Annotated in this window: 12 protein-coding genes; 5 read left to right on the forward strand and 7 right to left on the reverse strand. The window is 28.4% G+C overall.

All coding sequences use genetic code 11. From position 1 onward, the window contains the following. Positions 1-4 precede the first annotated feature (4 nt). Together pdeA and mgsA are read left to right on the forward strand one after the other, a co-directional pair. Positions 5-2,017 (forward strand): cyclic di-GMP phosphodiesterase PdeA, encoded by a 2,013-nt coding sequence (gene pdeA, locus QIA19_RS02330; protein WP_301365534.1) that lies wholly within the window; start codon positions 5-7, stop codon positions 2,015-2,017. Positions 2,018-2,110: 93 nt separating this feature from the next. Beyond that, positions 2,111-2,494, forward strand: a complete 384-nt coding sequence (gene mgsA / locus QIA19_RS02335) for a methylglyoxal synthase (RefSeq protein WP_008882427.1) — start codon at positions 2,111-2,113, stop codon at positions 2,492-2,494. Between the two features lie 41 nt (positions 2,495-2,535). On the opposite strand, the gene p22 is transcribed toward mgsA, so the two are convergent. Next, positions 2,536-3,120, reverse strand: a complete 585-nt coding sequence (gene p22 / locus QIA19_RS02340) for a lipoprotein P22 (protein WP_008882458.1) — start codon at positions 3,118-3,120, stop codon at positions 2,536-2,538. Between the two features lie 125 nt (positions 3,121-3,245). Here p22 and QIA19_RS02345 point away from each other — a divergent pair, with 125 nt between their 5' ends. Next, entirely contained in the window at positions 3,246-4,622 is a 1,377-nt protein-coding gene (locus tag QIA19_RS02345; RefSeq protein ID WP_301365535.1) for an aminopeptidase, read from the forward strand. A 7-nt stretch (positions 4,623-4,629) separates the two neighbouring features. Next, on the forward strand, positions 4,630-4,908 hold the full coding sequence (locus QIA19_RS02350) for a PTS sugar transporter subunit IIB (RefSeq protein WP_301365537.1): 279 nt from the start codon (positions 4,630-4,632) through the stop codon (positions 4,906-4,908). 21 nt (positions 4,909-4,929) lie between these two features. On the opposite strand, the gene QIA19_RS02355 is transcribed toward QIA19_RS02350, so the two are convergent. Genes QIA19_RS02355 through QIA19_RS02380 form a run of 6 tightly spaced genes read right to left on the reverse strand, consistent with a single transcriptional unit; the run spans position 4,930 to position 13,126 of the window. Further along, positions 4,930-5,988, reverse strand: coding sequence for an NAD(P)H-dependent glycerol-3-phosphate dehydrogenase (locus QIA19_RS02355; protein WP_301365539.1), 1,059 nt, complete (start codon positions 5,986-5,988; stop codon positions 4,930-4,932). A gap of 17 nt (positions 5,989-6,005) precedes the next feature. Beyond that, a complete protein-coding gene (locus tag QIA19_RS02360) occupies positions 6,006-8,294 on the reverse strand; it encodes an AAA family ATPase (RefSeq protein ID WP_301365540.1) in 2,289 nt (762 codons plus the stop codon). 10 nt (positions 8,295-8,304) lie between these two features. After that, entirely contained in the window at positions 8,305-9,522 is a 1,218-nt protein-coding gene (gene tyrS / locus QIA19_RS02365) for a tyrosine--tRNA ligase (RefSeq protein ID WP_301365542.1), read from the reverse strand. Continuing rightward, positions 9,519-10,856: a glycine--tRNA ligase gene (locus QIA19_RS02370; RefSeq protein ID WP_301365544.1), complete on the reverse strand. Its 1,338-nt coding sequence runs from the start codon at positions 10,854-10,856 to the stop codon at positions 9,519-9,521. The genes tyrS and QIA19_RS02370 overlap by 4 nt, the downstream gene beginning before the upstream one ends. 17 nt (positions 10,857-10,873) lie before the next feature. Further along, positions 10,874-12,346: a glutamate--tRNA ligase gene (gene gltX / locus QIA19_RS02375; RefSeq protein WP_301365546.1), complete on the reverse strand. Its 1,473-nt coding sequence runs from the start codon at positions 12,344-12,346 to the stop codon at positions 10,874-10,876. Positions 12,347-12,358: 12 nt separating this feature from the next. Then, a complete protein-coding gene (locus QIA19_RS02380) occupies positions 12,359-13,126 on the reverse strand; it encodes a hypothetical protein (protein ID WP_301365548.1) in 768 nt (255 codons plus the stop codon). Between the two features lie 124 nt (positions 13,127-13,250). Between QIA19_RS02380 and pdeB the strand changes: the two genes are divergently transcribed. After that, entirely contained in the window at positions 13,251-14,390 is a 1,140-nt protein-coding gene (gene pdeB / locus QIA19_RS02385; protein ID WP_301365549.1) for a cyclic di-GMP phosphodiesterase PdeB, read from the forward strand. Positions 14,391-14,393 lie beyond the last annotated feature (3 nt).

Genomic DNA, 14,393 nt, shown 5'->3' on the forward strand with positions numbered 1-14,393 from the left:
TAAAATGAACGAAGTCAATAATTATCAAAATATAAATTCAGTTATAATCTCTAAAAAAGAAGTTGAACTTAGAGATCTCATAAAGCTTAAATCTATTTTCAACTTAATTCAAATCGTAAAATCTGAAAAAGCTTTATACAGCGAATATGTAAAACAAAATAATATTAAATTCGCTATTATTTATAATTATGAAAAACCAATAGATTTTTCAATAAACGTTGCAAACGAATTAAAAAATGCAAACAAAATACATTCTATTATAATTAGCAAAGAAAAATTTGATGAGAAATATTTAAAACTTGATCACATAGAAATAATAAAAGATATAAGCGAATTAGAATATAAGCAAAGTTTAATACATCAAAAAAAATTATTTTGCGACAATAAAAACACAACTCTGGATTTCTTTTTAAATTTATCAGAACTCATAAAAGAAATAGTAATCATCACAAACACCAAAAATGAAATTATTTATATCAATGAAAAAGGTAGTAAAAATCTTAATCTTCCAATGAAAACTTCTGGAAATATAATCAAAGTAACCGACATAGATATCAGAGATTGGGAAAAGTTAGAAAAAATAAATTTAAGTTATCACACAAATTCTATTCCTGAATTTAAAAATATATTAATAACTGATTGTCTTTTAATTTTAAAAAATAACAAAAAACTGCATGTGGATATATTTATTAGCACAATTGCTCAAAACAATATCGATAAATTAATAACGATTAAAGAAATATCAAACTCTAATAAAATAGAAAACTATAAATATCTAGAAATTATTGATTCGCAAGACGAGATTCAAAATGCCAAAGAAATTGAAAAATTACTAGTAAACCATATGGATATTTACAAAAAAAAAAGAATATATTTGCTTAATTTAGACGTATCTCTAACAGCAGAATATGAATACAAAGAAGATCAAGAAAAGCTTAATGCAAAAATACTTAAAATAATGTATTCAAAAATAATGTCATTATACTCTGAATATATTTTTAAGTTAAAACACAACAATTTAATAGTAATCATAAGCACAAGTGGCGGAGAAAAGCGAATAATCTCAATTGCCAAAAAAATCAAAAAAACAATTGCTCTGGCATTTAAAAAAGAAGATATTATTATATTCAAATTCAATATTGGAATAATAGAGGTAAATTTAAAAGAAAACTTAGAATTCAAAATCCCTAAATTAATGATGGCTACAAAAATATCATCGGAATACAAAGAATCTAATCCCACTATATACAAAGAAGAACTACCAGAGGCGGTGATTTTAAAAAATCAAAACAAAATTTTTCAATATATACTCAAAGCAATAAAAAATGATTTTTTTACTCTTTATTATCAAAAAATAAATCCTCTTAAAAAGAACTTAAAGCCCAAAATAGAAATCTTGACAAGACTTTTTGACCACATGGGCAAATCAATTCCAAACAATCAAATTTTTAAATTAATAGACAAATATAATTTAACTGTTGAGGTTGATACATTGGTGGTTAAAAAGGCTTTAAGAGAATACAAAAGCTTTGTATCAAAAAATGGAATTCACATTTTCTCAATTAACATATCTCCTTATTCACTAAAATCACAAAACTTTCGAATCTTTTTAAGAGATACTTTATTGAAAAGCCAAATCCCGCTTCAAAATATATGCTTGGAAATAACAGAAACTGGAATTCTTGAAAACTTTGAGATAATAAACAAATATTTTCAAGAATTAAAAAGTTTTGGAATCAAGCTAGCACTTGATGACTTTGGAAGCGGACATACATCACTCTCATATATTAAAACACTACCAATAGACTTACTTAAAATAGACGGATCTTTCATAAAAGCAATAAACTCTAGTGAAATAGATTTTGTAATAATAAAATCTATTAAAAAAATAGCAGATACAAAAAATATAAAAATTATTGCCGAATTTGTGTATAATGAGGAAATATTAAAAAAAATAATTGAACTAGAAATAGACTATGGGCAAAGATTTTTATGGCACAAACCAGAACCAATATAAATTCTAAAAAAGTGAAATCTAAAAATATACTTATGCCTAAATTTTATTAAATTTCAACAAAAATTATTTTACATTGAAAAAGGAATAAAATTAATGGAAAAAAAAATAGCATTAATTGCACATGATAAAAAAAAGGAAGATTTGGTAAATTTTGTCAAACAAAACTATCTATTCTTATCCAAATTCAAGCTTATTGCAACAGGAACAACAGGGTCTAAAATCCAACAAGCTACCGATCTTACGATTTTTAAATATAAATCAGGCCCTATGGGAGGAGATCAGCAAATTGGAGCTGAAGTAGCCGAAGGAAATATTTTAGCTATATTTTTCTTTAGAGATCCCCTAACAAGCCAGCCTCACGAACCAGATGTGTCAGCTCTTATTAGGCTTTGCGATGTACATAAAATACCGCTTGCAACCAACGTAAAAACAGCAGAAATTTTAATAAAAGGACTTGAGAGCTTAATTTTAAAATAGGCTTTAATTTAGATTAAAGCCTATAAAATCAAAAATATAAATTAATTCGTTAACATAGGTGAAATTTTTTCAACACCGTCGATAATGTAATTAACAGATTCAAGGAAAGTCTTGGCATCTGAATTATTCTCATCAACTGTAATTTCCAATTTTGAATTTTTAATATTAAGATCTTTAAAAGTACCAATAAGATCACTTCGAACACCATGTAAATTACTATTTATAATCTTTTTAAAGTCAGGGGTAATCCCAACAAAAATAAAGGCTTCTTTTCCAGAGATACTAATTGGAGCCTCTCCTGCATAAATATTGTCATAAAAATAAACTATTAACTTTGCATTTTCTTTTGAGGGTATTGTTCGAAAATGTCCATCTTCTTCAGAAAAATAAAAAACCTTTATATTTTTCCCCAAACTTTTTCGATCCTTTTTTGAATGAACTACTCCCATAGCATGAAAAACGTGCCCAATAGTATGTTCATCTATTTTAGAATCATCAGGCTTAGAAGAGTTCTCCGCTTCTTGCTCCTCAACATATTCATTTGAGCTGTCTTTTGAAGTACAAGCAATTACTAAAAAAATTAAAAGCAATGACAAATAGTTTTTAAAAAAACCATTTTTATACATAAAAATTCTCCCTTATAATTTATTAATTATATTAAAATTAAAAGTAAGTTTACAATAAATAATTTATTTTGTACACACTTTAAAAACAATTAAAATGTTAAAATGAAACAGGAGGTCTTATTAATATGAAAAAACAAAATCCATGGATATATTTAAATGAAGAAGAAAAAAATCAAATTTTCAATTTTTCTGAAAGTTACAAAAAATTTATAAGCAAATTCAAAACAGAAAGAGAAGTTACAGCCTATGCCCTAGATAAAGCAAAAAAATTGGGGTTTATTAACGCTGAAGAAAAAAAAAATTTAATGCCAGGTGACAAAATTTTTTATACCTGTAGAGAAAAATCTGTTGCTTTTGCTATTATTGGCAAAAATCCCATTGAAGATGGAATGAATTTTATTGTTTCTCACACAGATTCACCAAGACTTGATGCAAAACCCTCACCAATCTCTGAAGAAAATGAACTTACATTTATTAAAACCAACTATTATGGGGGAATAAAAAAGTATCAATGGCTATCTACACCCCTTTCAATAAGAGGTGTGGTATTTTTAAAAAATGGAGAAAAGGTTGAAATCAACATTGGGGACAATGAAAACGATCCTGTATTTGTAATTCCCGACATTTTGCCTCATCTTGATAGAAAAATACAAAGAAATAAAAAATCAGATGAAATTGTTGAGGGGGAAAATCTAAAAATTTTAATTGGAAGCCTACCAATCGAAACAGAAGAAAAAAATAAAGTTAAACTGGCAACTTTGCAAATAATAAAAGAAAAATACAAAATAGAAGAAGAGGATTTTGTATCATCAGAAATTGAAATAGTGCCTGCAGGAACAGCAAAAGACGTTGGATTTGACAAAGCGTTAATTGGGGCTTACGGACAAGATGACAAAATATGCGTTTTCACTTCACTAGAATCCATATTTGATCTTGAAGAGACTCCAAACAAAACAGCCATTTGCTTTCTTGCAGACAAAGAAGAAATTGGTTCAACAGGTTCAACCGGACTAGATTCAAGATATCTTGAATATTTTGTTTCTGACATGATCTTCAAAATTAAAAAATCAGAATACAACAATCTTCACGTCCAAAAAGCTTTGTGGAATTCAAAAAGCATTTCTGCTGATGTTTGCGCAGCAATAAACCCACTATTTAGTTCAGTCCATGACGAACAAAACGCTCCCCAACTTGGCTATGGAATACCTATAATGAAATACACAGGACATGGTGGAAAAAGTATGGCTAGCGATGCTGATGCTGAGCTTGTTTCTTATATTAGACAATTATTAAATAAAAACAATATAGCCTGGCAAGTAGCAACACTCGGAAAAGTAGAAGAAGGAGGAGGAGGAACTGTTGCTAAATTCTTAGCTAGCTATGGAATAAGAACAATAGACATGGGGCCTGCTGTTATAAGTATGCATTCTCCAATGGAAATAACTTCTAAATTTGATTTATACAATGCTTATTTAGCATATAAAGCTTTCTACAGAGAATAAAATTACTATGATAGATTTAGAAAAAACAAATAAAATTAAAGTAGCAGAGCATATTGTAGAATGCTTTGGAGGAATTAAAAATATCAAAAACATAAACAAAGACCTAACAAGAATAAAAATTTTAGTAGACAGCAATTCTTTAGTCAAAAGAGACGATTTAACAAAAAATGACAACATAATAGGAACTATTAAATCTAATGAACTTACAGAAGTTGTAATGAATTTTGAAATAATCGAAGATGTTTACAATAAAATTTTATATATGATGAATGAGCAAAAACAATAAAGCCTCTGCAGAGGCTTTATTTTATTGTCTAACATCTCTCATATACTCAATAATAGATTTGGGCTCCAACTCTTTATTTAAAATTTTATATATAACGCTTAACAAACTATTAGGATTGAGATCACGATTTAATTGTTTAAAAAAGGAAAAAATTGATTTAGCAGCCAAAACTCCCTCTGGCAAATATCCAATTTTTTCAATATTACTTATCAAATCATCTATACTGAAAAAGCTTTCTAAAATGTTTTTGCTAACAATTTCATTGCCAAATCGTCTATTTCTTCCAAACATGCTTCTACAAGTAACATCTAAATCACCAGAACCAGACAAAAATAAAAACGTTTCAATATTTCTTCCCCCAAGCTCCATTGCAATATCTTTTATATTATTTAAGGATATTGAAAATAAAAATGATTCTGTATTATTACCTATTAAATTAGGATAATTCAATTTATAGGCATCCAAAATTCCAAATGCAATGGCAAACACATTTTTTAAAGCTGCTGCTATTTGCACCCCAAAAACATCGTTGCTATAAAATAAAGAAATTGGGGTTTTACTAAATAAATTAATAAACAAATATGCATTTTCTCTGTTATTGCTAGCCGCAACAAGTCCTGTTATCACACCAAGCCCAACTTCCTCAGCATGACTTGGACCAACAATATAAGTAATTTCGTCTTTATATCCTTTCATAACTCTCTCAGCAGCTTCAATAACTGTCTGAGTTTTACCATCAAAAGTAATAAACCCTTTTGTAAGTATTGCTAGCTTTGGTTTTATCTCCAGAGAATGTAAAAATTGATCCATTTTTTTTAAAATTTCAACAGTAAAAAGAGAAGGTGTTGCAATGAAAATATAATCGGACATTGTTACAACTTCAAATAAATCTGAACTTGCAACTAAATTTTTTGGCAATTTAATTCCCTTTAAATATTTAGTATTAAAATTATCATTATTAATATCATTCTTAACATCTTCTTCAAAGACCCATAAAAAAATATTAAAATCAAATTTATCTGCCAAAGACTTTGCAATAGCTGTTCCCCAAGCACCTGCCCCTATTACTGATATTTTCATAAATACTCCCTATAACCTTATAAAAACTCATATTTTATTGTTTCATCTAAATAGATTTTTATTTTACCAGAATTTTCAATTTTCTTAAAAAGAATTTCATCTATCAAAAGCTTTCCCAATTCTTTGAAAATAAATTTTCTAACACTTTTTAAGCTGTACCCCTTTCCATAAATCTTTTCTCGAATATAATCAACAACACTTTTTTCAAAAAAAACATCAAATTTTCTATCTCTTAATATCCTTCCAAAATAATTAAGTTCATTAAAAATGATTTTTTCAAAATCTAACTCATCAATAGATTTAAATACAAACACATGATCTATTAACTCTAAAAACTCATTGGGTAATCTCTTCTTTAATATAAAGTTAAAATCATTTTCCCCCGCCATTTTGTTTTTAAAACCAATGCTATTAAGCTCTTTGCTCTCAGCATTGATACTTATTATTATTAAACTTTCTGATAAACTTACCTTTTTCCCAAGACCATCAAAAAGTTTACCTGTTTTAAACCCCTCTAAAAAAAAATCTAAAACCCTTTTATTACATTTATCAAAATCTGATAAGAAAATAATAGAATTAGAAGATTTGTTCAAAAATTTAAAAAATCTGGTAGATTCATAATATCCTTCATTACTTAAAACAGGCCCAATCAATCTATCAAGAGAATTAAAATCACCATACTCACCCATGTTAAGACTAAATTTCGGAATTTTAAACTCTTCTGATAAAATATCCATCAATTTGCATTTTCCTGACCCAGAAACACCAATAAAGGCAAATATTCCAATAGTACTTCTATTGGCAAGCAAATTAAATTTTAATAATTTAATATTTAATATCAAATCAAGTACCAAGTTATCATGTATAATAAGTTCTTTTTTTATTCTATTTTCTAAATTAATTAGCAATTCATCATCATACTCTTCAAAATTAAAAATATTAGAACCAACAATAGATTTAATCAGATTACAAACATCATCTTTTGTTATAATCCTTTTTATGTTTTCAAGCTTAAACTTAGAGCCTAATTCATCTAAAATATCAAAAGCTTTGTCTGGAAGAAATCTATCTTTAATATATTTTTGAGACATGAGAATGCAAGCTTGTATTGCCTCGTCTGTATATTCCACATTATGATATTTCTCATAATCTTTTTTAATCTCCTGCAAAATATTATAAGCGTCTTCAAAATTAGGCTCTTTGAGCTCTATACTCTGAAACCTTCTCATTAAGGCCTTATCTTTTAAAAAAAATTTTCTATATTCATATTCTGTAGTAGCTCCAATAAATTTAATTTTTCCTAAAGTGAGAATGGGCTTTAACAAATTGGAAATATCCATACTACCAAATGAAGTAGCTCCTGCCCCTACTATCATGTGGATTTCATCAATAAAAAGCATAACTTTTTTTCTTGAGCTTAAAAAATCTAAAACCCTATTCACCCTAATCTCAAGATCCCCCCTATATTTAGTACCAGAAACAAGCCTGCCAATATCAAGAGAATAGATTTCATACCCTATTAAATCCTTTGGAACATTCTCTATTTTTATTTTATATGCAAGACCTTGAATTAATACTGTTTTTCCAACACCAGGCTCTCCAAATAAAATAGGATTACTTTTATGCTTCCTAAGTATCACCTGGATTAACCGAGACAATTCTTGATTTCTACCAATTAAAGGATTGTATTTTAAATCCAAAGTATCAATAACGTTTGTTAAAAAATTGCCAATAGAGCCTTTACTTTCTAAGAAAATATTATTTTGATCCAACTCATCACGCTTATCATCAAAAATATGAAAGCCTCCTTTCATTTTTGGCGCATTATGAATATATTCTGCAATTAATTCACTGTTGCCTAAGGCAGATTTAGTATTTACAGCTAAATAATCATGAACTTCAATAAGTTTGTCAAAAATAGTCAAATTAAAACCCGAACTAAGCAGCGCATCTAAAATACTATTTTTTCTTTTTTTGACAAGCACCCATAATAAATCTTTTTCTTGTATTTTATAAGGTTTTTTATAAAAAAAAAGAACACTAATTATATCGTCATACAAATAATCCATACTAGAAACATAGTCTGGGATATAATTGCCTCTTAAGGGAAGTTTGCTAAAAAATTCTTCTAGCTGTTTATTAAGTTTATAAAAGTCAATTGCACACAAATTAAGCAGTTCTTTAACTTTATCACTTTTAATAAGCCCATAAAAAATGTGCTCTTCTGTAAACACAAGGTGCCTAGATTCCATGAAAAACAAAAAGGCATTAAAAAATAAACAATTTAAAGCTCTTCTATCATACATCCAAAATCAACTATAAAACAATTCGTAAAAATTTTTTTTTACCTACTCTTAATTCAACTTCATTGTTATTAAAATCCTTTTTAGTAAGAAGGTGGCTCTGACTTTCTACCCTTTTACCATTAATATAAACACCTCCAGAATCAATCAATCTTCTGCCTTCTGATTTGCTGGGCACAATTTTTGAATATAGCATTAAATCAACCAATAATATCTCTTCTTTTGGGTTAGAAAAGCTAAATTTAAAAAATGGAATATTGCTCCTATCTCCACTTCCTCTAAACGCAGCAAAAGATGCCTCTTGAACTTTCAAGGCTTCTGCTTCTCCGTGAACAATTTTAGTTATCTCAAAAGCCAAAATCTCTTTGGCCTTATTTAAAGAATTCCCCTTAAAATTTGAAATTAATTCAATCTCACCTTCTTCTAAAAAAGTAAAAAGATATAAAAAGGTTTTCACATCAGAATCTGAAGTATTTCTAAAATACTGATAAAAATCATAAATACTAAAAAGATTTGGAGCAAGATAAACAGCACCTTTTTCTGATTTACCCATCTTTTTTCCATCACTTCTTGTAATTAATGGAAACGTAAGCCCAAAAGTTTCTGATCCATTTTTTTTTCTAATTAGGTCAACCCCTGAAATAATATTCCCCCATTGATCATCACCGCCAATTTGAAGTCGGCAATTTTTAATTTTATTAAGCATAAAATAATCATAAGACTGCAAAAGTTGATAATTAAACTCAATAAATGAAAGTCCAAAATCCAGCCTTCTTTTATAAGTTTCAAAGCTTAACATACGATTAACAGAAAAATGCATGCCAATATCTCTTAAAAATTCAATATAATTGAGATTATCTAACCAATTTGAATTATGAATAAAACATTCTGAAGTAAACTTAGTTATTCTTTGAAGTTGATTTTTTATCAACAAAGCATTATTGCTAATCTCTTCTGAAGATAAAATCTTTCTCATCTCACTTTTTCCAGAAGGATCGCCTATTTTTGCTGTAGAATCTCCAATCAAAACAATTGGGATATGCCCGTGTTGCCTAAGATGCATCATTGCTAAAAAGGGAATCAAATGACCAATATGAAGAGAACTAGATGTTGCATCAACTCCTGCATAAAAAACTATTTTTTCCCTATCCATTAAATCACTTAAAACTTTTAAAGATGTACATTGCTTTAAAAATCCGCGTTTATGTAAAAGACTTAAAGCAAGATTCATTTATTAAAATCCTCTTTGTAATTTAAAATCTCTGTTTTAATGTATGAATATAAATCATTAATAAAAATTCTCTTCTGAGTCATGCTATTTCTTTCTCTAACAGTAACTGTCTCATCCTCAATCGTATTGTAATCTATTGTTACGCAATAAGGAGTTCCTATTTCGTCTTGACGTCTATACCTTTTACCTATTGTTCCACTATCATCGTAAAATATATGAAAATCATCGCAAAGCTCCATATAAATCCTTCTAGCAATCTCAGTAAGCTCAACTTTTTTAACAAGAGGAAATATAGCAATCTTGTAAGGAGCCAGCTTGGGATGTAAGCGCAAAACAATACGCTTATCTCCATCTGAGAGCTCTTCCTCAGAATAAGCATCACAAAGAGTCATTAAAACAGACCTTGTAAGACCAGCAGAAGTCTCAATAACATAAGGCACATATTTCTCTTTTGTCAACAAATCATGATACTCAAATACTTTGGGCTTGTTGGAAAATTTAGCGTGCTGAGTTAAATCATAATTACCTCTATTATGAATGCCTTCTACTTCCTGAAATCCAAACGGAAATTCATACTCAATATCAAATGCAGCTTTTGCATAATGAGCAAGCTGCGTTGGATCATGCGCCTTAAATCTTAATCTATAGGGACTAATTTTAAGAGTTTCTATAAAAAAATTCATTCTATTTTGCTGCCAATAACAAAACCACTCGTCTATTTGCTTGGGATGAACAAAAAACTGCATTTCCATTTGCTCAAACTCACAAGTTCTAAATATAAAATTTTTAGTAACTATCTCATTTCTAAACGCTTTACCTACCTGAGCAATCCCAAAAGGAATCTTAAGCCTTGAAGAATCCAAAACATTTCTAAAATTAACAAAAATTCCTTGTGCTGTCTCAGGCCTTAAATAAACCTCACTAAAACTATCCTCCACTACTCCAATATGGGTCTTAAACATTAAATTAAAACTTCTTGGGGAGGTAAAATTATTTCCAACTTTGCAATTCGGACAATTTTTTGACAAATCAACAAAATCAGCTCTAAATCTACTTTTACAATCTTTGCAATCAACCATAGAATCCGAAAAACCATCAACATGGCCAGATGCTCTCCAAATTTCAGGGCGCATAAAAATAGCACTATCTAAGCCTACAATATTTTCATGCAAGTACACCATGCTCTTCCACCACTCTTTCTTTATATTCTTTTTAAGTTCAACCCCCAAAGGACCATAGTCCCAAGCTCCTGAAAGGCCCCCGTAAACCTCTGAAGACTGAAATATAAATCCTTTTCTTTTTGCAAGAGAAATAATATCTTCCATTCTAACCATAAAAATATCCTTAATAGCTATTCATTTATTCTTAAAAATTCCTGTGCTAATTTTATTCTTTCAAAAACTTTAGACTTGCCTATCAATTTTAAAGAATCAAAAAGCGGCGGAGAGACTTTGCTGCCAAGCGCTGCAATTCTAATAGGAAGAAGAATTTCTCCCAATTTAAAACCATTACTCTCAGCAAAATCATAAAAAATTTTATCATTTTCTTCTGACGATCTTTCTTCAAATCCTTCTAAAATAGGCTTTATTAATTCTAAAATAGAACAAACTTCTTTAGCTGTTTTTTTTCTACTTAAAAACTCATCTAAATTCCAAGATTTAATGTCCTCATAAAAAAATTTAGTCATATTTAAAGCATCACTTAATTTTTTAATTCTAATCTTTATAAGAGGAATTAATAACTTTAATTTTTGATTTTCTTCCAAAGTACTAGGCTTAGAAACATACCCTTTTTTTTGGAAAAAAGGGAGTAAAAGATTAAATAAATCTTCATCTTTTTTTTCTCTAATATAGTAGCTATTGAAAAAATCCAACTTATGATAATCAAAAATAGCAGGGGATTTATTGATCTTCTCAATTGAAAAAAATTGCTCAAGATCATTTTTTGAAAAAAATTCTCTCTTATCATCGTAAGACCAGCCAAGCAAAGTAACATAATTAATAATAGCCTCTGGAAGATACCCATCTTCAATAAACTGTCTTAAAGCTGTTGAGCCATGTCTTTTGCTTAATTTTTGACCATCATTTCCCATAACCATTGGAAGGTGACAATAAATAGGAGGTTTCCATTTAAAAGCCTTATAAAGAAGTACGTGCAATGGACCTGAAGAAACCCATTCTTGAGCCCTTAATACATGGGTAATTTTCATTAAATAATCATCAACAACATTGGCAAGATGATAAGTCGGCAATCCATCTGACTTGAGAATTACGGGATCAGGACTAATGTCTTTATTCGCCCATGTAATCCTTCCAAGCAAAATATCATCAAAGCTGGTATCTCCTTCTAAAGGAATTTTAAATCTGACAACGGGCTTGATTTTTTTAATTAGCGCATTTTCAACCTCTTCATTACTTAAATTCCTGCAATGCCTATCATATCCAGGTGGCATCTTATTAATATTTTGAATTTTCTTAATCCTTTCAAGCCTTTCGGGACTGCAATAACAATAATAAGCATGCCCAGATTCAATCAAATATTTAGCATATTGCTTATATATTGAACTTCTTTGAGACTGAACATAAGGCGCATAATCACCCCCTACAACAGGGCCTTCATCAAAAGAAATGCCAAGCCATTTAAGACTTGAATAAAGATCATTTTCAGCTTCTGGAGAATACCTGCTCTGATCTGTATCCTCAATCCTAAGCAAAAATTTACCTCCGCAAGACTTTGCAAAAAAATAATTAAACAAAGCTGTTCTAATCCCACCAATATGTTGCAAGCCCGTTGGAGAAGGCGCATAACGAACTCTCATACTCAAAACACAACTCCTTTAATAAAAAACATCTTTTTTAGAAAAATCATAAATATAATAAAAAACAACAAAAAATAAATTCGAACCAAGTAGCTTTGTATGCTTAGAATCTATCCTGTTTTTAAATTTATAGTATCGATTTCTAATCTCAATTTTCTTGCTTTCAAGCAAATCAAAAGATGTTTTTGATTTTCGCAATAAATAATAAAAATAAATAGTAAAAATATCATTTTTCAAAAAAAACTTATCTAAAAAATTTACCAACTCTTTTAGCTTTGAGTGCTCTTCAAATGACAACATACTAAGAGCCTCACAATATTTCACCCACTTATTTCTACTGTACTTGTAATTTAAAATTAAACTAGAAGCCTTTTCTTTTTCTCTAAAGCTAATAAGAACAGAATAAAGCTCTATTATTGTTTTATGTCTTAATCTAGTGTCTTTTAAATAAAAATAAAGCTCATCAAGGCTTTTTTTATCTTGTTTTATTAAAATAAACCTAAGAAGAATAGATATTTCAAAAACACTTTTAAGCTTTTTGCGAACCATTTTAAGCTTCAAAAAAGTGAATGTATCTTCCATCCCATTTAAAATAAAATACAATCTTGAAAAAAAATACTGGGAATAAATAACATTAAAAACAATCACTAATAAAAAATAAACTACAATAAATTGGTAATTAAACAAAATGAAGCTTAATTTCATTTGAAATCTTAAAATTGCCAGAAAATAAATAAATAATCCAAGAAAAATAATATTAAAACCTAAGCGTATTTTTTCTACCATAAAAATCTCTTCAAAAAAGCTTAATTCAAAAATTGAGATATAATAAATACATTATACTAATAGATAGACAATTAATAAATAATATGATATACATGGTTAATAGAGCTTAATTTCAAGGGAATAAATGCAAAATTCTGAAAGCATTATCAAAAACATAAAAAATTCATCGTATTTAATAGACAAGGAATTTTTAGTTTGGCCTGAGAATGCATTTATTGGAGACAAAAACATTGAGCTTATTGAAAAATGGAATTTAAAGTCATACATTAAAGAGAGAAAAAATTTTTTCAGTGACGATTCTGTTAAAAGAGAATATGAAGAAATACACAAAAAATTCAACGAAGAGGCTATTTCTAGTTATCATGTAATAATAAGCAATTTAGAAGAAATTTATGAAAATTGCAAAAGAAATAAAAAAATATATTACCAAGATATTATGCCTACTGTAAAAAAAGTAATAGAATTTTACAAGAAACAGAAGAAAATTTTTATCAAATATTTTAGAATTCCCAAGCTTTCTGCAAACTATCACATTATTCATTCAGTAAATACAGCTATCCTAACAGTAGCCCTTGGCAATGAAATGGGACTAAATAACTATAAAACAGTAGAACTTTGCAGTATTGCTCTTTTACATAAAATAGGATTTTTATTTATTCCATCAAAAATCAGCGAAAAAAAAGAAGCATTAACTGAGGAAGAACTAGAAATAATAAAAAAATATCCCATAATAAGCTACAAAATAGCTTCAACAAGCAACTTGTCACGATCAATATGTTTGACACTTTTAACACATAAAGAAAATCTAGACGGAACTGGCTATCCTAAAGGATTAACAAGTGAAAATATCAGCATAGAATCAAATATAATAGGCGCTGCTAGCGCCTATTCTGCTATCATTTTAGATAAGGCATACAAAAAATCTTTTAATTCTGGAGCATCTATTATTGAATTAATCAAAGATGCTGACAAAAAATTTGACAAAAGAGTTTTGAAGCTAATAATCAATGCAATATCTTCTTGTCCTTTAGACTTTATTGTAGAACTTAATGACAATTCTATAGCCAAAATAGTAGATACAGATGAGTCTAACCCAAATCTCCCATACATCAACTACATAATAAAAAATGGAAAAGTTATAGACAAAAATGAACAATCTAGTGTTCAATCTATACCAAATACAAATACAGGAATAAAAAAAATACTCAATCAAAATGAAATAGAGCTAATTAAAAATAAATATTCTTTAATAGATATTATATAAGAC

Source organism: [Borrelia] finlandensis (genome assembly GCF_030438365.2).
Lineage (GTDB): Bacteria > Spirochaetota > Spirochaetia > Borreliales > Borreliaceae > Borreliella > Borreliella finlandensis.